The 24,349-nt window shown below is 66.8% G+C and carries 20 protein-coding genes and 1 tRNA gene; 17 read left to right on the top strand and 4 right to left on the bottom strand.

The annotated features are described in order from the left end of the window. Positions 1–105 precede the first annotated feature (105 nt). Positions 106–753, top strand: a complete 648-nt coding sequence (locus EDF74_RS08365) for an OB-fold protein (protein WP_148045930.1) — start codon at positions 106–108, stop codon at positions 751–753. A 98-nt stretch (positions 754–851) separates the two neighbouring features. Here EDF74_RS08365 and EDF74_RS08360 read toward each other — a convergent pair whose 3' ends face one another. Further along, positions 852–1,433 carry an FMN-dependent NADH-azoreductase gene (locus EDF74_RS08360; RefSeq protein ID WP_123729612.1) on the bottom strand — a complete coding sequence of 194 codons (582 nt, stop codon included), beginning with the start codon at positions 1,431–1,433 and terminating at the stop codon, positions 852–854. A gap of 126 nt (positions 1,434–1,559) precedes the next feature. Between EDF74_RS08360 and EDF74_RS08355 the strand changes: the two genes are divergently transcribed. Together EDF74_RS08355 and EDF74_RS08350 are read left to right on the top strand one after the other, a co-directional pair. Next, entirely contained in the window at positions 1,560–2,552 is a 993-nt protein-coding gene (locus EDF74_RS08355; protein ID WP_019184298.1) for a LysR substrate-binding domain-containing protein, read from the top strand. Positions 2,553–2,708: 156 nt separating this feature from the next. Then, positions 2,709–2,798, top strand: a tRNA-Ser gene (locus EDF74_RS08350). Positions 2,799–3,066: 268 nt separating this feature from the next. On the opposite strand, the gene EDF74_RS08345 is transcribed toward EDF74_RS08350, so the two are convergent. Next, entirely contained in the window at positions 3,067–4,032 is a 966-nt protein-coding gene (locus tag EDF74_RS08345; RefSeq protein ID WP_123729611.1) for an AraC family transcriptional regulator, read from the bottom strand. A 104-nt stretch (positions 4,033–4,136) separates the two neighbouring features. Between EDF74_RS08345 and EDF74_RS08340 the strand changes: the two genes are divergently transcribed. Together EDF74_RS08340 and EDF74_RS08335 are read left to right on the top strand one after the other, a co-directional pair. Next, on the top strand, positions 4,137–5,381 hold the full coding sequence (locus EDF74_RS08340) for an MFS transporter (protein ID WP_123729610.1): 1,245 nt from the start codon (positions 4,137–4,139) through the stop codon (positions 5,379–5,381). A 75-nt stretch (positions 5,382–5,456) separates the two neighbouring features. Further along, the gene (locus tag EDF74_RS08335; protein ID WP_184997140.1) at positions 5,457–6,152 is read left to right on the top strand and encodes a thermonuclease family protein; all 696 of its coding nucleotides are present in this window, start codon (positions 5,457–5,459) and stop codon (positions 6,150–6,152) included. Positions 6,153–6,157: 5 nt separating this feature from the next. On the opposite strand, the gene EDF74_RS18100 is transcribed toward EDF74_RS08335, so the two are convergent. Together EDF74_RS18100 and EDF74_RS08325 are read right to left on the bottom strand one after the other, a co-directional pair. After that, positions 6,158–6,520, bottom strand: coding sequence for a hypothetical protein (locus EDF74_RS18100; RefSeq protein ID WP_148045929.1), 363 nt, complete (start codon positions 6,518–6,520; stop codon positions 6,158–6,160). 356 nt (positions 6,521–6,876) lie between these two features. Then, positions 6,877–7,593, bottom strand: coding sequence for an AraC family transcriptional regulator (locus tag EDF74_RS08325; RefSeq protein WP_123729609.1), 717 nt, complete (start codon positions 7,591–7,593; stop codon positions 6,877–6,879). A gap of 142 nt (positions 7,594–7,735) precedes the next feature. Between EDF74_RS08325 and EDF74_RS08320 the strand changes: the two genes are divergently transcribed. The 12 genes from EDF74_RS08320 (at position 7,736) to EDF74_RS08265 (ending at position 24,287) form a co-directional block, all read left to right on the top strand. Further along, positions 7,736–8,692 (top strand): proline racemase family protein, encoded by a 957-nt coding sequence (locus EDF74_RS08320; RefSeq protein WP_123729608.1) that lies wholly within the window; start codon positions 7,736–7,738, stop codon positions 8,690–8,692. Beyond that, a complete protein-coding gene (locus EDF74_RS08315; protein ID WP_123729607.1) occupies positions 8,689–9,801 on the top strand; it encodes an NAD(P)/FAD-dependent oxidoreductase in 1,113 nt (370 codons plus the stop codon). Before EDF74_RS08320 ends, EDF74_RS08315 begins: the two co-directional genes overlap by 4 nt. Continuing rightward, a complete protein-coding gene (locus tag EDF74_RS08310; RefSeq protein WP_123729606.1) occupies positions 9,798–10,043 on the top strand; it encodes a (2Fe-2S)-binding protein in 246 nt (81 codons plus the stop codon). Before EDF74_RS08315 ends, EDF74_RS08310 begins: the two co-directional genes overlap by 4 nt. Continuing rightward, on the top strand, positions 10,036–11,346 hold the full coding sequence (locus EDF74_RS08305) for an NAD(P)/FAD-dependent oxidoreductase (RefSeq protein ID WP_123729605.1): 1,311 nt from the start codon (positions 10,036–10,038) through the stop codon (positions 11,344–11,346). Before EDF74_RS08310 ends, EDF74_RS08305 begins: the two co-directional genes overlap by 8 nt. Then, positions 11,343–12,245 (top strand): dihydrodipicolinate synthase family protein, encoded by a 903-nt coding sequence (locus EDF74_RS08300; RefSeq protein ID WP_123729604.1) that lies wholly within the window; start codon positions 11,343–11,345, stop codon positions 12,243–12,245. The genes EDF74_RS08305 and EDF74_RS08300 overlap by 4 nt, the downstream gene beginning before the upstream one ends. A 1-nt stretch (position 12,246) precedes the next feature. Continuing rightward, on the top strand, positions 12,247–13,839 hold the full coding sequence (locus tag EDF74_RS08295; RefSeq protein WP_123729603.1) for an aldehyde dehydrogenase family protein: 1,593 nt from the start codon (positions 12,247–12,249) through the stop codon (positions 13,837–13,839). Continuing rightward, positions 13,836–15,038, top strand: coding sequence for a M24 family metallopeptidase (locus EDF74_RS08290; RefSeq protein ID WP_123729602.1), 1,203 nt, complete (start codon positions 13,836–13,838; stop codon positions 15,036–15,038). Before EDF74_RS08295 ends, EDF74_RS08290 begins: the two co-directional genes overlap by 4 nt. 36 nt (positions 15,039–15,074) lie before the next feature. Further along, entirely contained in the window at positions 15,075–16,919 is a 1,845-nt protein-coding gene (locus tag EDF74_RS08285) for a DUF885 domain-containing protein (protein WP_123729601.1), read from the top strand. Then, a complete protein-coding gene (locus EDF74_RS08280; RefSeq protein ID WP_123729600.1) occupies positions 16,916–18,721 on the top strand; it encodes a DUF885 domain-containing protein in 1,806 nt (601 codons plus the stop codon). Before EDF74_RS08285 ends, EDF74_RS08280 begins: the two co-directional genes overlap by 4 nt. Positions 18,722–18,803: 82 nt before the next feature. Further along, positions 18,804–20,375, top strand: a complete 1,572-nt coding sequence (locus tag EDF74_RS08275) for an APC family permease (protein ID WP_123729599.1) — start codon at positions 18,804–18,806, stop codon at positions 20,373–20,375. After that, positions 20,365–22,680, top strand: coding sequence for a DPP IV N-terminal domain-containing protein (locus EDF74_RS08270; protein WP_123729598.1), 2,316 nt, complete (start codon positions 20,365–20,367; stop codon positions 22,678–22,680). Before EDF74_RS08275 ends, EDF74_RS08270 begins: the two co-directional genes overlap by 11 nt. A 53-nt stretch (positions 22,681–22,733) precedes the next feature. Beyond that, entirely contained in the window at positions 22,734–24,287 is a 1,554-nt protein-coding gene (locus EDF74_RS08265; protein WP_260232234.1) for a DUF5597 domain-containing protein, read from the top strand. Positions 24,288–24,349: the final 62 nt, after the last annotated feature.

Here is a 24,349-nt window from a genome sequence, read left to right as displayed (position 1 = left end):
CAGGCGAGCGGCAAGGTCGGCAGGATGAGATGTGATCGGTGCCCATTTCCGGCGCCACAGAGCAGACAGGCTGAGCGCTGATATCCACTTCCTACAGGACGCCCCGTGAACAAAGCGGCCGCACCCCTCCCATCCTCCAATCCCGCCGGAATCGCCGCATGGCTGATGCTGGGCATCGCCTGGTTGTGCTTCCTGATCCCGTTCCCTGGGCTGGGCATCGTTGTTGGCTGGCCACTCAATCTGGTGGCCTTCATTCTTGCGGTCGTTGCGATGGCCAAGGGAGGCGCAGGCAAGGGAATTGTCCAGCTTCTGCTGTCGTTGATCGTGTCGCCGCTGGTGTACTTCGTGGGGGTCGTGGTCTTCGCAGGCGCCATCGGAGCGATGAGCCAGCCATCTGCCGAGATCCGTGCTGACCCGGACAGCGCAACCGAAACCGCCACTGCGCAGGCCGCTGCCGTCGAAGTTGCGGCGCGCCAGCTGTATCTGGACTACCAGGCCAATGAGGTCGCGGCGGACGTGCTCTACAAGGGCAAGCCACTGCTGATCGCCGGCGAAGTAGCGATGATCCAGACGGATCTGCTGGATCAACCGCAGGTCCACCTGAAAGCCGGACCTATCGAGCAGGTCACGATTTCCGGCCTCTCCAAAGACGAGGCGGCAGGGCTCAGCAAGGGCGACGCCTTGATTGTGGCCTGCATGGGCAATGGCATGGTGCTGGGCTCACCGGTCACGCGGGACTGTGCGCTTCAGTAAGGCGGGGCGTTGAAAAAAAGATGGCCCCGAAAGGGGCCATCAGTGCCACATCCACACCGTCACGACGAGGGGGAGGGAACGGTGTGGGTCGCGGCGGCTCAGGCCGCAGCGAGTGCTTCCGGCTGCGGGAGTGCGGCCAGGGCCTGCGCAATCGCGTCGGTGCGGTGCTGCGGCGAATAGGCAATGCCCTCGGCGCGCACGAACTCGACGTTGTCGATGCCGAAGAAGGCGAACACCTGGCGCAGGTACGGATCCTGGAAGTCGGTCGGTGCGCCGGTATGCAGGCCGCCGCGGCTGCTGGCCACGATCACACGCTTGCCGCCGGCCAGGCCCACCGGGCCATTCTCGGTGTACTTGAAGGTGCGCCCGGCCACGGCCAGGCGGTCGATCCACGCCTTGAGGGTGGAGGCGACGCTGAAGTTGTACATTGGGGAGCCGATGACCACCACGTCGGCGGCCAGGAACTGTGCCAGCACCTGTTCGGCGTCGGCCACTTCCGCCTGGTCGGACTGGGCCAGGGACGAGCTGCGCAGATGGGCCACGGGCTGGGCGTCGAGGTCGCGGTAGCTCACTTCCAGGCCCGGCACCTGGTCGCGCCACTGCTGGACCACGGCGGCGGAGAGCTGGCGGGAAACCGAGTTGTCGCCAAGCACACTGGCGTCGATGTGAAGAAGCTTCATGGCAATCACCTGTTATCTGGGGAGGGGCGGGGCAAGGCGCCGCCGACGAAGAACAGGTTAGGTTGTTGCTTGATTGGAATAAAGGTGGTTGAATACCACGTATTGTTCTATATCTGGAACTTCGGTATGCAAGACCTCAACGACCTCTACTATTTCGCCATGGTGGTGGATCATGGTGGCTTCGCCGCAGCGGAACGCGCGCTCGGCATCCCCAAATCCCGCCTGAGCCGCCGTATCAGCCAGCTGGAAACCGACCTGGGCGTCCGCCTGCTGCAGCGCTCCACGCGCCGCTTCGCGGTGACCGACGTCGGCACCAGCGTGCATCGCCACGCGCAGACCATGCTCGCCGAGGCCCAGGCCGCGCGTGAGGTGGTGGATCGCCTCAGCGCCGAGCCGCGCGGCCTGGTGCGCGCCAGCGTGCCGGTCTCGCTGGCGCAGATGCAGCTGCCCAAGCTGCTGCCGATCTTCCTGGCGCAGTACCCCAAGGTGCGGCTGCAGCTGAACATCAGCAACCGGCGCGTGGACATCATCAACGAAGGCTACGACGTCGCCCTGCGTGTGCGCTCGCGCCTGGATGACGATGGCAGCCTGGTGATGCGCAGCTTCGGCCAGGTGCAGGAACTGTTGGTTGCCAGTCCGAAATACCTCGACCGCGCCGGCCGCCCGAAAGACCCGGACGAGCTGACCAATCACGTCACCCTGAGCATCAGCGAAGACGAAGCCCGCCAGCGCTGGGAGCTGCACGGCCCCGAAGGCGCGGTCCGCCGCGTGGACCTGCAGCCGCGCGTGGCCGGCTTCGATTTCCCGCTGCTGCAGAGCATGGTCAAGGACGGCTTCGGCATCACCATGCTGCCGGAGACCGTCTGTGCCGACGCCGTGCGTAACGGCGAACTGGAAGTCGTCCTGCCGGACTGGTCGTTGCCGCAGGGCATCTGCCACGCCGTGTTCGCCTCCCGCCGCGGCCTGCTGCCGGCGGTGCGCGTGTTCATCGACTTCCTGGCCGAACACCTGCCGCCGCAGCTGGAGGCCTCGCGCCTGGATTGCGGTGGGGCATGCGAGCGGGCCAAGGAGAAGATCAAGGCCAGTGCCTTGGGGGCGTTGGCGGTGGATGCGGGGTGAGCCCGATCGCTGGCGGGTGGGCAAATCCCACCTGAAATGCGAGAATGCGACCCCCGGCCAATGCCGGGGAGCCATGCCGGATGGGGCGCTGTCCCCGACCGGTTGCCTGGGTTGCAATGACCTGGGCACGCGGGGCGCGTAAAGCGTTACCGATACGGAGAGATGGCCGAGCGGTTTAAGGCACCGGTCTTGAAAACCGGCGAAGGGTCATTCCTTCCGTGGGTTCGAATCCCACTCTCTCCGCCAATCACGATTTAACTCGCGGGGTACCCTTTGACTACAGCGCGGCTTGGGCCCTCACAATGAGCAGCTTCAGCTAACTGCATCCCGTGGCTTCCGCTCAGGCGAAGCCATGGTGCCCGACTGCCGTCTGTGTGCGTGAAGCATGATCAGCAGCAGCGGTCGACCTCGGTCTGCGGGTCCCCACGCTCAAGTCGGGCCAAGCACCGATGGCGCATCGGCGATGAGCCGCGATGCGCGGGGCGATTGTTCGAAGGCAGGGCTGGCGGCGCTCCTACCGAGAGGCCAAGGCACGCCCCCGCCGAGTCGCGCCAGGAGAGTGCCCCATGACGCGCTTGTACGCGCGACTAAAGGCAGCCTGCGACGCGTACCCAAGACGCTCTGCCACTACCTCGATCGATAGGCTTTGTTGGGTCAGCCACTGACTCGCCAATTGCATACGCAGCTCAGTCACGTATCGCAGAGGCGCGGTTCCAATGACGGTCTGGAACCGGTCCGCAAAGACAGAACGTGAGATGTTCGACTCTGCAGCCAGCGCTTCGACGGTCCAGTCACGCCCGGGGTCCCTGTGCAGGGCAAGCAACGACAGCGATAGGCGAGGGTCGCGCATGGCCATGACAAGGCCGGATGCGCCCTCGCAACCGCGCTCGACCCAGTCACGCACGATCATGGCCGCGACGGCATCCGCCAGCCGGGCGAGTATGCCTGCATAGCCAATGCGTCCGGAGCACACCTCGCGCTTCATCGCGTCGACCATCGGCAACAGCCCAGGGAACGCAGTGGCGTTGCCATCGGCCAACATCACGGCCGGCATCAACTTGCTCAACCCTTGCATGCCACCCAGATCGAACAGCATGCATCCGTGGAAAAGCACTGCGCTTGGCACGGCATGTGTGCTCGGGCATGTGTCTATCCCGCTCACTGCCTCACCCAGTGGAGCTGCGACTATCGTTTCCAGGCACTGGACGGGGTGGCCCTCGTCCGACAGCAACGCGTGGCCTTCTCCACGGGGAACAAGCACGACGTCCCCGGCGGATAGACGGTGTTTGCTGCCGTCCGCGCCTCGAAGGATCGCACTGCCCACTGCCAGGTAATGGAAGTAGGCATGGCCTGGCTTCGGGGGAAATCCAAGTCCAAAGGTCGGCCCGGTCTGGATGCGTCGGTACTGGACGCCATGCAGTCGCATGCCGGTGAGCAGCTCGCTGATCAGGTCGGTGGGCTGGGGTGGAACCTGGCTCATTACGACGGTCCGGGGTTTCGATCAAAAATATAGGTTGGACAATCATAGATCATCCTGATCTGCCTCCCTAGACTCTCGGCTGCACGAATGCACTGGGATCTGTGATGAGCAATAACGTAGTTGACGCCGCGAACGCGCCTGATTCTGTGGCCAGGGAGAGCGGGGAGCGGTCTTCATCGGCATGGGTGGCGGTGTTTTCGCTGGCCATGGGGGTCTTTGGGCTGCTCACGGCGGAATATCTGCCTGCCAGCCTGTTGACGCCGATGGCGGCGGACCTGGGGGTGTCGGAGGCGCTGGCCGGTCAAGCAGTGACGGTCACCGCCGTAGTCGCCCTGTTCGCCGGCCTGGTGATACCTCGCCTGACCCGCTCGATCGACAGGCGCCTGGTGCTGCTGAGTTTCACGGGTCTGATGATCCTCTCCAACGCTTTGGTGGCGTTGTCTTCCAGCATGGGCGTCCTCTTGGTGATGCGCGTCCTTCTTGGCGTCGCGCTGGGCGGTTTCTGGAGCATGGCAGCGGCCGTGGCCATGCGGTTGGTACCGCCACAGCGGGTGCCTCGCGCGCTGTCCATCATCTTCAGTGGCATTGCGGTCGGCACGGTGGTGTCGGTTCCTTTGGGGAGCTACCTCGGCGGGCTGCTGGGCTGGCGCAGCGCCTTCTGGGCAGCGACGGCGGTAGGGGGACTCACGTTTGTGTTCCAGTGGTTCACGCTGCCCCGAATGGCGCCACGCAAGGCGGCGCTGCCAGAGTCGGTGGTGGGCCTGTTGCGCCGGCCAGGCATTGCGGTCGGAATGCTGGGCTGCGTTCTGGCGCATACCGGTCAGTACTCGCTCTTTACGTACATCCGCCCCACGCTGGAGAGTCTGGGGCAGATGAGCGCTGATGGCCTCGCGCTGATTCTGCTCGGATTCGGTGTGGCGAACTTTGTCGGCACACTCCTGGCGGGCTGGCTCATGGAGCGTAGTCTGAAAGCCACGTTGGTGATCATGCCTGCCTTGGTTGGCGCAGCCGCGCTCGGCATGCTCCTGTTGCCGGTGGGCGTTGGCGGGCTTTCAATGCTGGTCGCGCTCTGGGGCCTGGCCTTTGGTGGCGTGCCGGTTGCCTGGTCGAGCTGGGTCGCGCGTGCGGTACCGGATCAGGCCGAGAGTGCCGGCGGGATGGTGGTCGCAGCGGTGCAGTCCTCCATCGCAGCGGGAGCCGCCTTGGGCGGCCTGGTGTTCGGACTCGGGGGCATCATTGCAGTCCTCATCGTTGCCGCGGCGGTGATGCTTCTCGCCAGCCTGCTCATCGCGTTCCGGGTCAGGGTGAGCTCGCCGACGTTGTCGGCAGGTCGGGCGTTTCATAGTTAGCCGACAGTCCACCACTTCCGCTAGAGTGTCGCACCCCGTTGAACTGGCGCTCGCACCCGGGCATGCGCTTAGAGGATGTCGTTGTTGATGGTGTTGAAAGGTCTGGTGGTGTTGTTTTTGGTGTTGGCTTCGGTTCCTGGTGTGGCAGCAGAGCTGGTCGGCCGCGCGACGGTCACGGACGGTGACACGCTCACCGTGGCGAAGCAGCGCATTCGCCTGTGGGGCATCGACGCGCCGGAAAGCGCCCAGCAATGCACCGCCAACGACGGACGTCCATGGCCCTGTGGCCGACGGTCCGCTGCTGCGCTGGACGCGTATGTGGTGGACAAAACCGTTCGTTGCCAGCCCAAGGACACGGACCGCTACGGCCGGGTGGTGGCGGAGTGCTTTATTCAAGGGCAGTCGGTCAATCGGCTGATGGTGCGCGCCGGTTGGGCGGTCGCGTATCGCCAGTACGCGACGGCATTCATCCCAGACGAAGCCGACGCGCGCCAGCACCAGCGGAATCTCTGGCAAGGGCCGTTCCAGATGCCAGCTGACTATCGTCGCAGCAAGCGTGAGCAGACGGCACGACAATCCCCGGTGGCCTCGCCGCCGGCGCCGGGAGGATGTCGAATCAAGGGCAACATCTCCCGCGAAGGCAGGAAGATCTACCACGTGCCAGGCCAGCGGGACTACGAACGCACGAGCATCGACTTGAGCCGCGGCGAGCGCATGTTCTGCAGCCCTGCGGATGCCATGCGCGCAGGGTGGCAGCCGGCGAAGCGCTGAGCGTCTCACACCCTCCCATGCAGGCGGCGACGCAGCGCGCCCGCCGCTGCCGCGATGGCCATCGCAGGCACCGCGAGGACCAGTGCATATACCAGCCCGGCCAGCAGCAACGGGCCAACGCCCGACATCACGGCCACCACCGGCACCTGCAGCGCCATGAGCAACAGTCCCCATAGCCACGCCTTCCGGGGGAAACAGGCGCCTAGCACTGCGGCAATGGCCAATGCGATGGGATAGACGACGGTCCAGAATGCAGCCGCGTCCCAAGGCTCGCCCCCGGGTGTCCGCCAGGCCACCAGCACCCAGAACACCACGCCGACCTTCAGCGTGACAGCACTTGCTGCTATGGAATTTCCCGTTACTCGCATCGTTTTTCTCCCGCACGAACATGCAGGATGCCACTGTCGCGTTGACGGTGCGTGAGTCATTCAGATCGAGCGCAACGCCTTGCTCGTGGTGCCCCTGACGAAGTGCCTCTGCATGCTCAAACAGCGCTTTGAGAATAGCGACGTACGCCTTCTCGGTCTCAGCTGCTGACGTGTTGGTGAAGAAGACAATGCCCGTGCGCATATCAGGGGGGGTGCGCAAACGTCGTGTAACGGAATGGCCGGTGTCATTTCTCTCTCGTCCTCGGCGAACGCCAGAAACCATCCCGAATCTCATGGCAGCGGACGCGTCAGCCAACCGTCTGGACATACTCCGCGGTCTCGTCTGAAAGCGCTCCCTACAACTGCCCCTTGATCCCCCGATAATCCCGCGGCGACATCCCTACCGTCGCCTTGAACTGCCGTGCAAATGCGCTTTGATCCGCAAAACCGCATTGCTGCCCGATGCTGGCGATGCTCTCATCGCCATGCAGCAGGCGCATCGCCGCTTCGATCCGCAGTTTCGTGAGCAGTTGCTGCGGCGTCACCTGGAAGACGCGCCGGAAGTGGCGCTCCAGCTGCGCAACGGACAGCTCGGCGAGATTGGCCAGTGACTGCACGCGCAGCTGTTCGTCGTAATGGTTCTGCATGTGTTCCAGCACCTTGTTCAACCGCTCGAACGCCGAGTGCTTGTTGTCGGGCTGGCCGAGATCGCGTGAGACACCGATGACGCCGGAGACCTCGTCGTTCTGGCACAACGGACGTTTGAATGTCAGGCACCAGCCCGGCATGCGGTTGGGATACAGATGCACTTCCAGTTGGTTGTCGATGACTTCGCCGCACAGCACGCGGCGGTCCTGGATGGTGTAGCTGCCACCGAGGGGAAGCGGGAAGAGCTCAAGCGCGGTTCTGCCGATCACGTCGCTGCGCTGCTTGCGGCCGAGGCGTCGCACCAGGGTCAGGTTGCAGTGCGTGTAACGTCCCTCCTGGTCCTTGATGAAGAACACCACTTCAGGGAGTTCATCGAACAAAGACTGCATTTCTTTGCCGGAAAGGTTGACGTCCATCGAATCCACTGGCGGTCTGCGGGAGGGCATGTGGCTCCGATCCTAGCGCAAAGCGGGGCGCCTGCAAGGGGCGTCGATTGTGCAGATTTCCGCATTTGCCACCGCCATTCCACGCTAGTCGCGGTGGTGGCCGGATGGGAGCATCGTTGCCATGCATACCATCGACGTGATCGACTCCCACACCGCCGGCGAGCCTACCCGGGTCGTCCTTTCCGGCTTCCCGGACCTGGGCGAGGGCAACCTTGCGCAGTGCCGTGAGCGCTTCCGTACCGAGTTCGACCACTGGCGCAGTGCGATCGCCTGTGAGCCTCGTGGCTCGGACACGATGGTCGGCGCGCTGCTGCTGCCGCCGCGTGATCCGCGCGCCTGTGTCGGGGTGATCTTCTTCAACAATGTGGGCTATCTGGGCATGTGTGGCCACGGCACCATCGGCGTGGTCCGCACGCTGCTGGAGCTCGGGCGGATCGAACCGGGACAGCACCTGATCGAGACGCCGGTCGGTAACGTCGGTGTTGACCTGGACGCCGCTGGCAACATCGCCGTCGACAACGTGGAAAGCTACCGGCATGCCGCGGGGATCGAGGTGGAGGTGGCCGGCCATGGCCGTGTGCGCGGCGACATCGCCTGGGGCGGCAACTGGTTCTACATCACCGAGCAGTCTCCCTGTGCACTGGAGCTGTCGAACCAGCGCGAGCTCACTGCCTATACCGAGGCCATCCGCCAGGCGCTGGAGGCCGCGGGCATCACCGGTGCAGACGGTGGCGAGATCGACCATGTCGAGGTGAATGGCCTCGCACCGGATGGCAGCGGCCAGGCGCGCAATTTCGTGTTGTGCCCGGGCCTGGCCTATGACCGCTCGCCGTGTGGCACCGGTACCAGCGCCAAGCTGGCCTGTCTGGCGGCGGACGGCAAGCTGGCCGAGGGGGCGCGCTGGATCCAGCAGGGCATCCTGGGCAGCGCTTTCGAAGGCAGCTACCGCTTGAGCGGGCGTGGCATCGCACCGCGCATCACCGGCACCGCGCACCTCACTGCCCGGGCCCAGTTGTTGATCGACCCGGCCGACCCGTTCGCCTGGGGCATCGGTGCCGAGGCCGGCGCGCACGGATGAACACTTACGACCTCATCATCGTCGGCGCCGGTATTGTCGGTGCAGCGTGCGCGGAAGCCGCCGCGGCCGAAGGCCTGCGCGTGGCGGTGATCGAGCCGGGCCCGGTCGGTGGCGGCTCGACGGCGGCGGCGATGGGGCATCTGGTGGCGATGGATGACGATCCGGCGGAGTTGGCGCTGTCGGCCTACTCGCTGCGGTTGTGGGAACGCTATGCGCGCCTGAAAGAGGCCGAGTTCAGCCGCTGTGGCACCTTGTGGGTGGCACGTAATGCACGCGAGCTGGAGACGGTGCCGGCCAAGATCGCCCGGTTGGCGCAGGCGGGCATCGATGCGGCACTGGTCGATGCCACGCAGCTGTACCAGTTCGAACCGAACCTGGTGCCCGGCCTGGCCGGGGGCATGCGGGTCGCCAGCGAGGCGGTGGTGTATCCACCGCGCATGGCGCGTTATCTGGTCGACCAAGCCTGCCAACACCGTGCGCAGCTGTATGCCGGGCGCCGCGTGGTCGGGCTGCTCGATCACGGGGTGCGTCTGGATGATGGCGAAGCGCTGTCCGGTCCGGTGCTGGTGGCCAGCGGCGTGGATCTGCCACAGCTGTTGCCGGAGCTGCCGATGCGTCCACGCAAGGGTCAGCTGGTCATCACCGACCGCTACCCGGGCCTGGTCCATCACCAGCTGCTGGCCTTGGATTATGCGGATTCGGCACATGGCGATGCGGACACCAGCGTTGCCTTCAACGTGCAGCCGCGGCCCACCGGACAGATCCTGATCGGCTCCTCTCGCCAATTCAACGTGTCCGATCGTGACGTGTCGTTGCCGCTGTTGCGGCAGATGCTGGGGCAGGCGTTTGCGTTTCTGCCGGTGCTGCGCGATCTGCAGGCGATCCGTATCTGGACCGGGTTGCGCCCGGCCACGCCGGATGGGCGGCCTTACGTGGGGCGGGTACCGGGGCGGCGCGGTGTATGGGTGGCAGCGGGCCATGAAGGCTTGGGTGTCACCACGGCACTGGGCACCGCGCGTTTGATCGTGGACAGCGTCCTAGGCCGCACGCCGGTGATCGACCCGGCCCCCTATCTGCCGGACCGCGTGATCACCGGAGTGGCGGCATGAGCACGCGCGTGTGTCTGTCGGTCAACGCAACGCCCGTCCAGGTGCCTGAAGGGGCAACGGTGGCGGTGGCGATCGCGCTCGCCGGTGGCGCCTTCCGGACGTCGCGCGGCGGGGAGCCGCGCGCGCCGTTGTGCGGCATGGGCGTGTGTTTTGAGTGCCGGGTGCGCATCGATGGAATTGCCCAGCTGCGCGCGTGCATGACCCCGGCGCGCGAAGGCATGCAGGTACGTACCGATGGCTGAGTCCGTGCGGCATTACGACGTGCTGGTGGTGGGCGCCGGTCCAGCTGGGCTGGCCGCTGCCCGAGCCGCGGCTTCGCATGGCGCGCGCGTTGGCATCGTGGATGCGCAGGCGCGCGCCGGTGGCCAGGTCTGGCGTCACGATGTGGCGCATGGTGCGCCGCCGATGGCGCGACGCGCGCTGGACATCCTCGGTGCCGGCCAGGTCGAATGGCTCGCCCAGACCCAGGTGACGATGGCGCAATCGGGCTGGCTGCTGGCCGACAGTCCTGCCGGTACCCGCGAACTGCACTACGGCAGCCTGGTGCTGGCCACCGGCGCGCGCGAGCTGCTGTTGCCATTCCCCGGCTGGACGCTGCCCGGTGTGACGGGTGCGGGGGGCGCGCAGGCGCTGGCCAAGCAGGGCTGGCCGCTGGCGGGCCGGCGCGTGGTGGTGGCCGGCAGTGGCCCCTTGCTGTTGGCCAGCGCGGCAACCCTGCGTCGCCACGGTGCACGCGTGCTGGGGATTCATGAGCAGGCCTCGCGGCGCGCGTTGGCCAGCTTTGCACTGCGGCTGCCGCGCTGGCCGACCAAGGCCCTGCAGGCCGCTGCGCTGCAGATGCAGCTGGCCGGCATCGGCTACCACGCGAGGAGCGTGGTGGTGGGTGCGTATGGCGACACGCAGCTGCGCGAAATCGAGATCGAGGGTCCGCGCGGCCGCCACCATATCGCCTGTGATCAGCTCGCGGTCGGCTACGGACTGGTGCCGAACACTGAACTGGCTGAGCTGCTCGGCTGCCGTCTGGAACGCAGCGGTGCGCACGCGCAGGTGGCGGTCGATGCGCTGCTGCGCAGCAGCGTGGCCAATGTCTTCGCGGCAGGTGAAGCGCTGGGCATCGGCGGGCGCGACAGCGCGCTGGTCGAAGGCGCCATCGCGGGCTACATGGCGGCCGGGGGCACCGATGCCGCACAGGCGCTGCAGTCGCGGCGCCGCCAGGTGCGCGCGTTCGCTACCGAACTCCAGCGCACCTTTGCGCTGGATCCGCGCGTCCACGCCCTGGCGCAGGACGACACTCTGGTCTGCCGTTGCGAAGACGTGCCACTGCGCGCGTTGCGTGGTTTCAACGACCCGCGTGACGCCAAGCTCGCCTCGCGTTGTGGCATGGGCGCCTGCCAAGGCCGTATCTGCGGCACCGCACTGGCCGAACTCGGCCTGGGCGATGCCGAACGTTCCACCGATGGCGGCCGCCGGCCGCCCTTGTTCCCGGTCCGCCTCGCGGCGCTGGCCGACTCCTTCACCGACGACTCGCAAGGGATACATCCATGAGCAATGCCTCTTTCTGGAAGGGCGTCCTGCCCGCCATCACCACCCCGTTCCATGCCGACGGCAGCGTCGATCACGCGTTCCTGGCCAAGCACGCGGTGCAGCTGGTCGATGCCGGTTCCACCGCGATCGTGCCGCTGGGCTCGCTGGGCGAAGCGGCGACGCTGAGCTTTGATGAGAAGGTGGCCATCGTCGCCACCCTGGTGAAGGCGGTCGGCGACCGCGTGCCGGTGGTGCCGGGCATTGCCGCGCTGTCCACCGAGGAAGCGGTCAAGCTGGCGCAGGCGGTCAAGGCCGCCGGTGCAGGTGGCCTGATGGTGCTGCCGGTGTATGTGTACACGTCCGATTGGCACGAGGCTGCCGCGCATGCGCGCGCCGTGCTGGGTGCCACCGATCTGCCGTGCATCCTCTACAACAACCCGGTGGCCTACCGCACCGACATCCTGCCAGCCCAGATCGCGCAGCTGGCCGGTGAGTTCGCCAACCTGCAGGCGGTCAAGGAATCCTCGGGCGAGATCCGCCGCTTCGCAGCGATCAAGGAACTGCTGGGCGACCGCCTGGTGCTGCTGGTCGGCATGGACGATGCGATCGTGGAAGGCCTGGCGATGGGCGCCGAGGGCTGGATTGCGGGCCTGGTGAACGCGTATCCGGTGGAGTCGGTGCAGCTGTTCGAGCTGGCCCGCGATGGCGGGTATGCCGCCTCTGCCGAGCTGTACAACTGGTTCCTGCCGCTGCTGCGCCTGGATACCGTGCCCAAGTTCGTCCAGCTGATCAAACTGGTCCAGGCCAAGGTCGGGCTGGGCAGCGAAACCGTGCGCGCTCCGCGTCTGGTGGTCGAAGGCGCCGAACGTACGGACGCACTGGCCATCATCGACCACGCCATTGCAACCAAGAAGGCCTGATATGACGCATGTCGAACCGCTCCTGCTGGCGGGACGCTGGCAACCGAGCCTGTCGCTGCAGGGAAGCTTCCGCGCGGCGGATCCCACCACCGGCGAGCGCATCGGACCCGCATTCCCCGTCAGCGGTGCGGCCGACATCGAGACCGCGGTCGCGGCGGCCAGTGCCGTCGCGGCCGAGCTGGCCGCCGCACCCGTTGAGCGGGTCGCGGCCTTCCTGGAGGCTTACGCCGACGCGCTGGATGCCGATGCGGACACGCTGGTGGCACTGGCCCACGCCGAAACCGCGTTGCCGGCCCCCACGCGTCTGCGTGGCAACGAACTGCCTCGCACGACCGGCCAGCTGCGCCAGGCCGCAGCGGCGGTGCGCAGCTTCAGCTGGACCCAGCCGGTGATCGATACCGCTGCGGGACTGCGCTCGCACCTTGCGCCACTGTCCAAGCCGGTGCTGGTGTTCGGCCCCAACAATTTCCCGTTCGCGTTCAACGCGATCGCGGGCAGCGATTTCGCCTCGGCGATCGCAGCCCGCAATCCGGTGATCGCCAAAGCCCATCCGCTGCACCCGGCCACCAGCCAGCGCATGGCGCAGCTGGCCCACACCGCGTTGGTACAGGCCGGGCTGCCGGCGGCGGCGGTGCAACTGCTGTATCAGTTCGACAATCCGCTGGGCCTGGCGCTGGCCGGCGACGCGCGGCTGGGGGCGATCGGCTTCACCGGCAGCCGTGGCGGTGGCCTGGCGCTGAAAGCCGCAGCCGACGCGGCCGGTGTGCCGTTCTACGCCGAACTCTCCAGCGTCAATCCGGTCTTCATGCTGCCGGGCGTGCTGGCCGAACGCGGGGAGCCCCTCGCGCAGGAGTTCTTTGCGTCCTGCACGCTGGGCAGTGGTCAGTTCTGCACCAACCCGGGCGTGGTGGTGGTGCCACACGGTGCCGATGGCGATGCCTTCGTTGCCGCCGCCACGTCGCACTTCGCTTCGGCCGCGCCGATGGTGTTGTTCTCCCAGGGCGGCCTGGACCATCTGACCCACGGGGTGGCGACGCTGCGCGAGGCCGGTGCGCAACTGCTGGCCGGCGGTGCGGCGGGCGAGGGCGGCTATCGTTATGTGCCGACGCTGCTGAGCGTGGATGCCGAGGCGTTCATCGCCCAGCCGCAGGCACTGCAGACCGAAGCCTTCGGTCCGGTCAGTCTGCTGGTGCGGGTCGCGGATGTGGATGCGATGGCGCAGGTCGCTGCGGCGTTCGAGGGCAACCTGACCGGCACGCTGTACCGCGCGGCCGATGGCAGCGACGACGCGGCGTGGCAGCGGATTGCTCCGGTACTGCGCGCGCGGGTGGGCCGCCTGATCAATTCGAAGATGCCGACCGGCGTCGCGGTGAGCGCGGCGCAGAACCACGGTGGTCCGTTCCCGAGCACCGGCCACCCCGGTTTCACCTCGGTGGGCATGCCGGGTGCGATCCACCGCTTCGCGGCGCTGCACAGCTACGACGCGGTACCCGATCCTTTGCTGCCGGTGGAACTGCGCGACCGCAATCCCGGCGGCGTGCAACGCAACATCGATAGCGTTGGCACCACGGCGGATGTGGGGAGCGCGGCATGAGCGGGCAGATCGGTGGGCTCAGCCTGGCCGAGGCACAGGCCCAGCTCAAGCCCTGGGAGGATCGTGCGCCGGCCATCGCTGCGGACGAGTATCAGGCGCGTATCGAGCATGCGCGGGCGCTGATGCAGGCGCAGGGCGTGGATGCGCTGCTGGTCGGCGCGGGCACGTCGCTGCGTTACTTCAGCGGCGTGCCGTGGGGCGCAACCGAGCGTCTGGTGGGCCTGCTGCTGACGCTCAGCGGCGAGCCGCTGCTGGTGTGCCCGGTATTCGAGGAAGGCTCGCTGGATGCCGTGCTGAAGATCCCGGCCGGAAAGCGGCTGTGGGAGGAGCACGACGATCCGTATGCACTGGTTGCCGCAGTGATGGCCGAGCGCGGTGCGCGCACGTTGGCGCTGGACCCGGGCATTGCCTTCGGTGTGCATACGGGCCTGGCCAGGCACCTCCCTGCCGCGGCGATCGGCGATGCCACCGCGATCATCGACGGGTGCCGCATGTGCAAGTCGCCGGCCGAGCTGGCGCTGATGCAGCAGGCCTGCGACATGACCCTGCAGGTACATCGCCTTGCCGCGGGCATTGCTCGTGAAGGCATCGGTACGGATGAGCTCGTGCGCTTCATCGACCAGGCACACCGTGCGCTGGGCGCCGACAACGGGTCCACGTTCTGCATCGTGCAGTTCGGCCATGCCACCGCGTTTCCGCACGGCATCCCGGGTGTTCAGCATCTGGCCGAGGGCCAGCTGGTGCTGATCGATACCGGTTGCACGGTGCAGGGGTACCACGCCGATATCACGCGCACGTGGATCTTCGGCACACCCGACGATGCGCAGCGCCGCATCTGGGCGCTGGAGCATGCAGCGCAGGCGGCTGCCTTCGCTGCGGTGCGTCCCGGGGTGACCTGCGCGTCGGTCGACGCTGCCGCCCGTGCAGTGCTGGAGGCGGCCGGGCTCGGCCCGGACTATCGCTTGCCGGGCCTGCCGCACCGTACCGGCCACGGCTGCGGCCTCGCCATCCATGAGGCGCCGTACCTGGTGCGCGGCAATGACACCGTTCTGCGGCCCGGCATGTGCTGCAGCAACGAACCGATGATCGTGGTGCCGGGTGCCTTCGGTGTCCGGCTCGAGGACCACTTTTTCGTGACCGCGCAGGGCGCGCAGTGGTTCACCCCACCGTCGCCGGCCATCGATCGCCCGTTCGCCTGATGCCTCTTTCGTGATCACTGCTACTGGAGTTGATGCATGGCCCTGTTCCGTCCTCTCGCCATCGGTCTGCTGACTGCCGCGCTTGCCACTGCCTGCCAACCGTCCACCGCCCCGCCGGCGGACGTTGAAAGACCGGCCGGCACCGATGCCATGGCCCCTGCGGCGAAGACCTTCGATGCGCTGCTGGATGAGCAGTGGCAGTATCAGTTGGCGCACAGCCCGGAGTTCGCCAGCATCATCGGCGACAAGCGCTACAACGATCGCTGGACCGATTACAGCCTGAGTGCTGTTGCTGCCGATCGTGCAGCAACGGCCGGGCTGCTGGCGCGCTTCGATGCGGTCGATGCCACGGCACTGGATGACCAGCGGCAGCTGAGCCTGCAGATGATGCAGCGCCAGCTGCGCGACAAGCTGACCGCGATCGATCTGAAAACACATGAGATGCCGCTGGAGCCGGTCGGTGGCATTCAGCTGGGCTTGGCCGGGATGGGCGATGCCTTCCCGTTCGAGAACGCCAAGGACTACCAGGACTACATCGCGCGGCTCAATGCCGTTCCGGCCCTGCTGGCGCAGATCATCGAGGTCTCGCGGCAGGGTGCGAAGGATGGCCTGGTGCAGCCACGCTATCTGCTCGACAAGCTGCCCGCGCAGATCGCCAGCATCGCCGCACCAGCCGGTGCCGACAGTGCGTTCGCCTCGCCGTTGAAGAAACTGGACGCGGTCGTGGCCGACCCGGCGCAGCGCGAGGCCATCCGCACCCAGCTGATGGCTGCCATTGACGGGCAGGTGCGCCCGGCCTACACCCGTCTGGCGGCCTTCGTGCAAGAGGAGTACGCGGCGAAAGGGCGTGAGCACGAAGGCCTCTGGTCGCTGCCTGACGGCGACAAGCGCTATCTGTTCGCCGTGCATACCCAGACCACCACCGACAAATCGCCCGAGGAGATCCATCAGATCGGTCTGGCGGAAGTCGCGCGGATCGAAGGCGAGATGACCCGGATCGCCATCGGGCAGGGCTACCCCGACCTGGCCAGCTTCCGCAAGGCGGTGGCCACCGACAAGCGCCACTTCGCCACCTCCAGCGACCAGATCCTGACGTTGTATCGCGGCTACATCGCCGACATGGAGCCGGAGCTTCCCAAACTGTTCGGCACCCTGCCCAAGACGCCGCTGGAGGTGCAGGGGATGCCGGCCTTCCGTCGCGAAGCGCCCGGTGCCGAGTATTGGCAGAGCAATCCGCAGGGCACCAAGCCGGCGATCGTGATGGTCAACGCCAACGATGCGACCGAACGCACGCTGGTCAACATCGAAACCACGGCGTATCACGAGGGCGTACCGGGGCATCACCTGCAGATTTCGTTGTCGCAGACATTGCCGCTGCCGCCGTTCCGCCAGCAGGCCGGCTACAACGCCTTCATCGAAGGCTGGGCGTTGTATGCCGAACAGCTGGCCGGCGAGGTCGGCTTCTTCAAGGATCCGTACAGCCGGTACGGCCACCTGGCCGGCGAGCTGCTGCGTGCCAACCGCCTGGTGCTGGACACCGGCGTGCACTACAAGCGCTGGACCCGCCAGCAGATGGTGGACTTCTTCCACGCCCATCCCTCCGACGATGAGCCCAGCATCCAGGCCGAGACCGACCGCTACATCGTCTGGCCGGGGCAGGCACTGGGGTACAAGATCGGCCAGCTCGACATCCTCGCCCTGCGCGCCCGTGCAGAGCAGGCGCTGGGTGACCGGTTCGACATCCGCGCGTTCCACGACGCGGTGCTGGGCGGCGGCGCGATGCCGCTGGACCTGCTCGACGCCCGCATCGAGGCCTGGATCGCCCGGGCCCAGGCCGCCCCGGTGCGCAGCGCCGACGCCACCGCCAAGGAGACCCCATGAATCTGCGTTCCCCTCTGTCGCTTGCCCTGCTGTTGGGCATCAGCGCGACCGGCCTGATGGCCCCGTCTGCCGACGCCGCAGCCGCGGGTGCCACCGCTGGCACCGCGACCGCCACTGACGCTGCGGCACGCTTCAAGGCGCTGTACACGCGCGAATGGAGCTGGCGCGCGCAACAACAGGCCGGGGGTGATGACGAGAACGGTGGCGGCCGGCCGGCAGACCACCTGCCCAAGGTCGACCCGGCGACACAGGACATGCGCACCGCGTATTGGCAGCAGGTACTGAAGGAACTGGATACCGTTGCGCAGGCGCAGCTGCCGGCGGTGGACCAGGTGAACTACCAGGTCTACCGGCAGCAGATCGAGGTGCTGCTGGACCAGCAGCGCTACCGTGCCTGGGAGATGCCGTTCAACAGCGATACCGCGTTCTGGACCAATCTGGGGTTCACCGCGCGCGGCACCTTCCATAGCGCCGACGACTATCGCCGCTATCTGGCACAGCTGGCCGACATCCCACGCTACTTCAACGATCAGACCGCGAACATGCGCGCCGGACTGGCCCGCGGCTTCAGTCAACCGCGGGTGACGCTCACCGGCCGCGACCAGTCGATCGCCGATGTGGCGCAGGCCACGGGCGAGGCGAATCTGTTCTACACGCCGTTCAAGCAGATGCCGGCCAGCATCCCGGCCGCGCAACAGGCCCAACTGCGGCAGCAGGCGCTGGCGGCGATCTCCGGCAGCGTGATCCCGGCCTACAGCGCCTTGCTGCGCTTCATGCGCGAGGAGTATGTGCCCAAGGCTCGCACCACGCTGGCCGGCGAAGCGCTGCCCGATGGCAAAGCGTATTACCGCGCGCAGATCCGAGAGTTCGTCACCCGCGACATGTCGCCTGCGCAGATCCACCAGATCGGCCTGGAGGAAGTGGCGCGCCTGCGCGCCGAGATGCAGCAGGTGATGGACGAGGTGGGCTACAAGGGCAGCTTTGCCGATTTCCTGACCTTCCTGCGGACCGATCCGCAGTTCTATGCCAAAACGCCGCAGGAACTGCTGAACCACGCCGCCTGGATCGCCAAGACCATGGACGGCAATCTCGGCCGCTACTTCGGTCGCGTGCCGCGCCAGCGCTTCACCATCAAGCCGGTACCCGATGATCTGGCACCGTTCTACACCGGTGGGCGCGGCGGGCTGGATACCTATTGGCTCAATACTTACAACCTGCCGTCGCGGCCGCTTTACGTGCTGCCGGCACTGACCCTGCACGAATCCTCGCCCGGCCACTCGCTGCAGATGTCGCTGGCGGCCGAAGACACGGGCCTGCCCGACTTCCGTCGCTACACCTACATCTCCGCCTACGGAGAGGGCTGGGCACTGTACTGCGAATACCTCGGGCAGGAGATGGGCATGTACACCACGCCCTACGAGCGCTTCGGCTACCTGACCTACCAGATGTGGCGTGCAGCGCGGCTGGTGATCGACACCGGCGTGCACAGCCAGGGCTGGAGCCGCGAACAGGCGCTGGCCTACCTGCGCGACAACGCGGCGCTGAGCGAGCATGAGATCACCACCGAGGTCGACCGCTACATCGCCTGGCCGGGCCAGGCGTTGTCGTACTACCTCGGTGAGCTGGAGATCCTCACGCTGCGCCGGAAGGCCGAGGCCGCGCTGGGCGAGCGGTTCGACATCCGCCACTTCCATGATGCGGTGCTGTCGCTCGGGTCGGTGCCGCTGCCGGTGCTGGAGGCGCGCATCGACCGCTTCATCGCCGAGGGCGGCACGTCGCCATGGGCGGATGGCCCGCGCTGACCCATCGAACCTTCTTCGCCTGCACGTTGCGGCGCTGCTGCCGCAACGGTACCGGCCCGCAACGTTTCACCGGAGCACGCTCATGGCTTCAGCAGGAAAGTTCCACAAACGCCTCAGCCTGACCGATCTGACCTTCATCGGCCTGGGCTCGATCTTCGGCTCAGGCTGGTTGTTCGCCGCCAGTCATGTGTCTTCCATGGCCGGGCCGGCCGGCATCCTGTCGTGGATCATCGGCGGCATCGCGGTGTTCCTGCTCGGCCTGGTGTATTGCGAACTGGGCGCAGCGCTGCCCAGGGCCGGCGGCGTGGTGCGCTACCCGGAGTACTCGCATGGCACGCTGCTGGGCTGGCTGACCGGGTTCATCACGTTGATCGCGTTCTCCAGCCTGATCGCGATCGAAGTGGAAGCCTGCCGGCAGTACGCCGCGGCGTGGTTTCCCTCGCTGAGCCAGCCGGGCAGCAGCCACCCCACGCTGCTGGGCTGGCTGTTGCAGTTCGGGCTGCTGGTGCTGTTCTTCCTGCTGAACTACTTCAGCGTCAAGACGTTCGCACGGGCCAACAACATCATCAGCGTGTTCAAGTTCCTGGTGCCGCTGCTGGTGATCGTGCTGCTGCTCGCGCACTTCAATCCGGACAATCTGACCAGCCAGGGCTTTGCCCCCTCCGGCATGGCAGGCGTGGAGGCGGCGATCTCCGCCGGTGGCATCATCTTCGCCTACCTGGGGCTGACCCCGATCGTGTCGGTGGCCAGCGAGGTGCGTAATCCGCAGCGCACGATCCCCATCGCGCTGATCCTCTCGGTGGCGCTGTCCACGGTGATCTATGTGCTGCTGCAGGTATCCTTCCTCGGCGCGGTGCCCGGCGATGTGCTGGCCAACGGCTGGGCCGGAATGGACAAGGTGTTCTCGCTGCCCTATCGCGATATCGCGCTCGCCCTGGGCATGGGCTGGCTGGCGACGCTGGTGGTGGCCGACGCGGTGGTGTCACCCAGCGGCACCGGCAACATCTACATGAACGCCACGCCGCGCGTGGTGTACGGGTGGGCACGCAGCAGCGGCTTCCTCTCCATCCTGACCCGGGTGGATGCGAAGTCGGGCATTCCGCGCCCGGCACTGTGGCTGAGCTTTGCGCTGTCGGTGTTCTGGACACTGCCGTTCCCCTCGTGGGAGACGCTGATCGGGGTGGTCTCGGCGGCGCTGGTGCTGAGCTACGCCATCGCGCCGGTCACGGTCGCCGCGCTGCGCCGCAGTGCGCCGGATCTGGAGCGCCCGTTCCGGGTGAAAGGGCTGGCCGTGCTGGGGCCGCTGTCGTTCGTGATCGCCGCCTTGATCGTCTACTGGTCGACCTGGACTACGGTCTCGTGGCTGCTTGGCCTGCAGGTCGTGATCTATGTCGGTTATGTGGTGTCGCAGCTGTTCAATCCGCAACGGCGCGCACGCGTGGTGCGTCAGGTGCGCAGCTCGGCCTGGCTGATCGCGTTCTTCCTTCTGGTGATGGGCGTGTCGTGGCTGGGCACGTTCGGGGGCATCGGTGTGATCGCGCACCCGTGGGATACCGCCTGTGTGGCGGTGATCGCCTTTTTCATCTATCAGTGGGGCGCGCGCAGCGGCCTGAGCAGCGCGGAACTCAAACTGGAGGAAGACGATGGTGAGTAAGTGGCAGGCACGGATCGCTTTGGCCTGCATCGCGTGGGTGGCAGCTTCTGCCAATGCCGAGCCAGGCGTCGCCGACTACGAGCGATCACTGGGTCTGCGCGAGGCATGGAGCGGGCTGACGCGCGACGTGGCCTTCCCGGCGCAGTGGCGCAGCGACGGTCACTTCTACTACCGACGTACGGTGGAGGGTGGCTTTGCGTTCGTGCTTGGCACACCGGGCAGCGATGCGCTGCAGCCGGCGTTTGATGCCGCACGGCTGGCGCAGGGGCTCTCCCAGGCAAGCCAGCAGCCCCAGACGGCCCTGAAGCTGCCGTTCTCGCGGTTCGACTATGTGGCCGAAGGCAACGACCCGAACGGTGCGATCCGCTTCTACCACGACAGCGACTACACGCCCTGGCGTTGCACGCTGCGTGACTACGTCTGTGCGCCGGTCGCCACACCCGGGCGTCCTCGCGGGTTTGGCGTGGTGCGCGACCTGCGCATCGCGGCCGACAACGCGCCGCGGCGCTCCCCGGATGGCCGGTGGGAGGCCTACGCCGAAGGCTTCGATGTGGTGCTGCGATCCATCGCCGATGGCGGTGTGAAGCGACTGACGCGTGATGGCCGCAGCGATGCGTTCTACGATCCGGAGACGCTGGCCTGGTCGCCGGATTCGCAGCATCTGGCGGTGTATCGGGTGAAGCCGGGGCTGGCCCGGCTGGTCAACCGGGTTGAAACGTCACCCCGCGGGCAGCTGCAGCCGCTGCTGCAGACGCAGCTGTATCCCAAGCCGGGCGATCCGGTCGACATCGAGCAGCCGGTGCTGTTTGATGTGGATGGCACCCGCAAGGACATCGATACCCCACTGCTGGCCAACCCCTACGAGCTCTCGCCGATCCAGTGGCGCAGCGACAGCAGTAGTTTCAGCCTGCAGTACGTGCAGCGCGGCTTCCAGGCGGTGCGCGTGGTGGCCGTGGATGCGGCCAGCGGCCACGCGCATGCGGCGGTGGAGGAAACGGCGAAGACCTTCGTGTATGCCGATCGCACCTACGCCCATGATGTGGGTGGGCTGGGCAAGGAGATGCTGTGGATCTCCGAACGCGATGGCTGGCGGCACCTGTACCGTGTGGACGGTACCAGCGGCAAGGTGTTGAAGCAGATCACCCGCGGTGCGTGGGTGGTGCGCGACGTGCTGCGCGTGGACGATGCACAGCGACGGGTCTGGTTCACCGCCAGCGGTATGGATGAAGGCAAGGATCCCTACCAGCGGCATCTGTTCCGGGTGGATTTTGACGGCAGGGGCCTGACCCGCCTGACCGATGCGCCGGCCGACCACGACATCGCGATCTCCGACGATGGCCGGTTTTACATCGATGTGTACTCGCGCCCGGACATGGCCCCCATCGCCGAACTGCGCAGCATCGACGGCACGCGGCTGCGCGAACTTGCGCGTGGCGACATTTCGCGGCTGCTGGCCGCCGGCTGGAAGCCCCCGGAGAGCGTCGTGACGAAGGGCCGCGACGGCAGGACCGGCATCTGGGGGATGGTGGTGCGGCCGCGGGACTACGACCCGGGCAAGCGCTACCCGGTGATCGAGAACATCTACGCCGGTCCACACGATGCGTTCGTGCCGAAGACCTTCTGGCCGTTCGGGTATCACTCCGGCGGCGACAAGCAGATCGGCATGCAGGCGCTGGCCGATCTGGGCTTCATCGTCGTGCAGATCGACGGCATGGGTACCGCCCACCGCTCCAAGGCCTTCCATGACGTGGCCTGGAAAAACCTGGGCGATTCCGGCTTCCCGGACCGCATCGCCTGGCACAAGGCGATGGCCGCCCGCGATCCGTCGTACGACATCAGCCGCGGTGTGGGCATCTACGGGGCCTCGGCCGGCGGCCAGAGCACGCTGGGCGCGCTTGAGCTGCACCCGGAGCTGTACACCGTGGGCGTGGCGATGGCGGGCTGCTTCGACAACCGCATGGACAAGATCAGCTGGAATGAGCAGTGGATGGGCTGGCCGGTGGATGAGCATTACGCGCGCACCTCCGGTGTGGTCAACGCAGCCGGACTTCGCGGCGACCTGCTGCTGGTCGTGGGCGAGCAGGACAGCAACGTCGATCCCGCCTCGACCGCACAGGTGGTGGACGCCCTGATCCAGGCAGGCAAGGACTTTGATCTGCTGAACGTGCCGGGGGGCGAGCATTCGGTCGGCCGCTCCACCGGTCCCATCGAGTACGTGACCCGTCGCCAGTTCGACTTCTTCGTCCGCCACCTGATGAAGGCGCCGACGCCGCACTGGAATTCGCGCGCGGCGCAACAGCAATGAGGATCGCCTTCCTGACCCGGCTGCCGCTGCGCCGCGTGGTTGCTCCGGCGATCATGACATTGGCCGGCCTGTCCACGACCGCCTGGGCAGCAGAGCAGATGCCGCGCTTCGTGACCGGGAACGGCCGCCACGCGCTGTTCGTGGATGGGGCACCCTATACCGTGCTGGCCGCGCAGCTGCACAATTCCAGTGCGTGGCCGGCGGTGCTGCCAGGTGCACTGGACCAGGTAGTGGCACTGAATGCCAACACGGTGGAGGCGCCGGTGTACTGGGAGCAGTTCGAGCCCATGCCGGGCCAGTACGACACCACCAACGTGGACGCGCTGATCGATCAGGCCCGCAAGCGCAACCTGCGGGTGGCGCTGCTGTGGTTCGGCAGCTGGAAGAACGGTCAGATGCACTATGTGCCGGAGTGGATCAAGCGCGATGCCGGCACCTACCCACGTGTGCTGGATGAGCGCGGCCAGCCGGTGGATGTGCTGTCGCCGTACGCCGCGGCCAATGTGGAGGCCGACGCACGTGCGTTCACGGCCTTGATGCGGCACCTGCGCAAGGTTGATGGCCAACGCCATACGGTGATCCTGGTGCAGGTGGAGAACGAGCCCGGCACCGTGGGCGCGGTGCGTGACCATGGCGCGGCGGCCAATGCGGCCTTCGCGCAGCTGGTACCGTTGGCGATCACCACCCGGCTGGGCAAGCCCCCCGGCACGTGGCGGCAGGTGTTCGGGCCGGACGCCGACGAAGCCTTCAATGCCTATGGCACCGCGCACTTCATCGAACAGGTGGCCGCGGCCGGCAAACGCGCCTACCCCATGCCGATGTACGTCAATACCTGGCTGCGCTACAAGGGCAAGAAGTTCCCGGGCGTGGACTATCCCTCCGGCGGGGCAACGGTGAATGTCTTCGACCTGTGGCGTGCGGCCACCCCGTCGATCGATTTCATCGGCACCGACATCTACACCAGCGATTACAACGAATACACCAAGGTGATCGGCCAGTACGCCCGCCCGGACAACCCGGCGTGGGTCTCCGAGACCGGCTTCGAGCCAGCCACCACGCCGTATCTGTTCCATGTGCTGGGGCAGGGCGGCCTCGGGTTTTCGGTGTTTGGCATGGATGGCCTGGACTCGCCCGAAAAGCAGGCGGCGACCGCTGCGCATGCAGCCAATTTCGGACAGTTGGCACCGTTCCAGCGGATCCTCGCCAAGGCCGCCTTCGAAGGCCGACTGCAGGCCGTGGCCGAACAGCCGGGCCAGCCCACGCGCACGCTGCACTTCGGCGACTGGGACGTGCAGGTCTCCTACGGCGCACCGTACTGGGGAGATGCCGATCCCATCCTGCCCGGCAACCCCGACCACGGCGGTCGCCTGCTGGTGGTGCAGACGACGACTGACCAGTTCCTGCTGACCGGCTTTTCCGCCCGTGCGGAGTTCGTGCGCGTGGCGGCCGATGCGCGGCACGGGCAGCTGCTGCGGGTGGAGCAGGGGCGCTACGTGGACGGCCAGTGGCGGTTCGAGCGACTGCTCAACGGTGACCAGACCGACTACGGGCTCAATTTCGTGCGCGATTCGCCACCGGTGCTGCGGGTCACGGTCGGCACGTATTGACGTGTGACAGTGATCGCCACGCCACGCCACGCTGGCGCAGGGCGGTCTATGCGGAAAACCGC

It is taken from the genome of Stenotrophomonas rhizophila (genome assembly GCF_003751305.1).
GTDB lineage: Bacteria > Pseudomonadota > Gammaproteobacteria > Xanthomonadales > Xanthomonadaceae > Stenotrophomonas > Stenotrophomonas rhizophila_B.
This window is presented reverse-complemented; position numbering and strand designations above follow the sequence as displayed.

What these genes read in the sequence shown, in the direction of transcription:
- EDF74_RS08360 (WP_123729612.1), bottom strand. Translation starts at nt 1,433, where the DNA reads ATGAAGCTTCTTCACATCGACGCCAGTGTGCTTGGCGACAACTCGGTT.
- EDF74_RS08355 (WP_019184298.1), top strand. Translation starts at nt 1,560, where the DNA reads ATGCAAGACCTCAACGACCTCTACTATTTCGCCATGGTGGTGGATCAT.
- EDF74_RS08345 (WP_123729611.1), bottom strand. Translation starts at nt 4,032, where the DNA reads ATGAGCCAGGTTCCACCCCAGCCCACCGACCTGATCAGCGAGCTGCTC.
- EDF74_RS08340 (WP_123729610.1), top strand. Translation starts at nt 4,137, where the DNA reads ATGAGCAATAACGTAGTTGACGCCGCGAACGCGCCTGATTCTGTGGCC.
- EDF74_RS08335 (WP_184997140.1), top strand. Translation starts at nt 5,457, where the DNA reads ATGTCGTTGTTGATGGTGTTGAAAGGTCTGGTGGTGTTGTTTTTGGTG.
- EDF74_RS18100 (WP_148045929.1), bottom strand. Translation starts at nt 6,520, where the DNA reads ATGCGAGTAACGGGAAATTCCATAGCAGCAAGTGCTGTCACGCTGAAG.
- EDF74_RS08320 (WP_123729608.1), top strand. Translation starts at nt 7,736, where the DNA reads ATGCATACCATCGACGTGATCGACTCCCACACCGCCGGCGAGCCTACC.
- EDF74_RS08315 (WP_123729607.1), top strand. Translation starts at nt 8,689, where the DNA reads ATGAACACTTACGACCTCATCATCGTCGGCGCCGGTATTGTCGGTGCA.
- EDF74_RS08310 (WP_123729606.1), top strand. Translation starts at nt 9,798, where the DNA reads ATGAGCACGCGCGTGTGTCTGTCGGTCAACGCAACGCCCGTCCAGGTG.
- EDF74_RS08305 (WP_123729605.1), top strand. Translation starts at nt 10,036, where the DNA reads ATGGCTGAGTCCGTGCGGCATTACGACGTGCTGGTGGTGGGCGCCGGT.
- EDF74_RS08300 (WP_123729604.1), top strand. Translation starts at nt 11,343, where the DNA reads ATGAGCAATGCCTCTTTCTGGAAGGGCGTCCTGCCCGCCATCACCACC.
- EDF74_RS08295 (WP_123729603.1), top strand. Translation starts at nt 12,247, where the DNA reads ATGACGCATGTCGAACCGCTCCTGCTGGCGGGACGCTGGCAACCGAGC.
- EDF74_RS08290 (WP_123729602.1), top strand. Translation starts at nt 13,836, where the DNA reads ATGAGCGGGCAGATCGGTGGGCTCAGCCTGGCCGAGGCACAGGCCCAG.
- EDF74_RS08285 (WP_123729601.1), top strand. Translation starts at nt 15,075, where the DNA reads ATGGCCCTGTTCCGTCCTCTCGCCATCGGTCTGCTGACTGCCGCGCTT.
- EDF74_RS08280 (WP_123729600.1), top strand. Translation starts at nt 16,916, where the DNA reads ATGAATCTGCGTTCCCCTCTGTCGCTTGCCCTGCTGTTGGGCATCAGC.
- EDF74_RS08275 (WP_123729599.1), top strand. Translation starts at nt 18,804, where the DNA reads ATGGCTTCAGCAGGAAAGTTCCACAAACGCCTCAGCCTGACCGATCTG.
- EDF74_RS08270 (WP_123729598.1), top strand. Translation starts at nt 20,365, where the DNA reads ATGGTGAGTAAGTGGCAGGCACGGATCGCTTTGGCCTGCATCGCGTGG.
- EDF74_RS08265 (WP_260232234.1), top strand. Translation starts at nt 22,734, where the DNA reads ATGACATTGGCCGGCCTGTCCACGACCGCCTGGGCAGCAGAGCAGATG.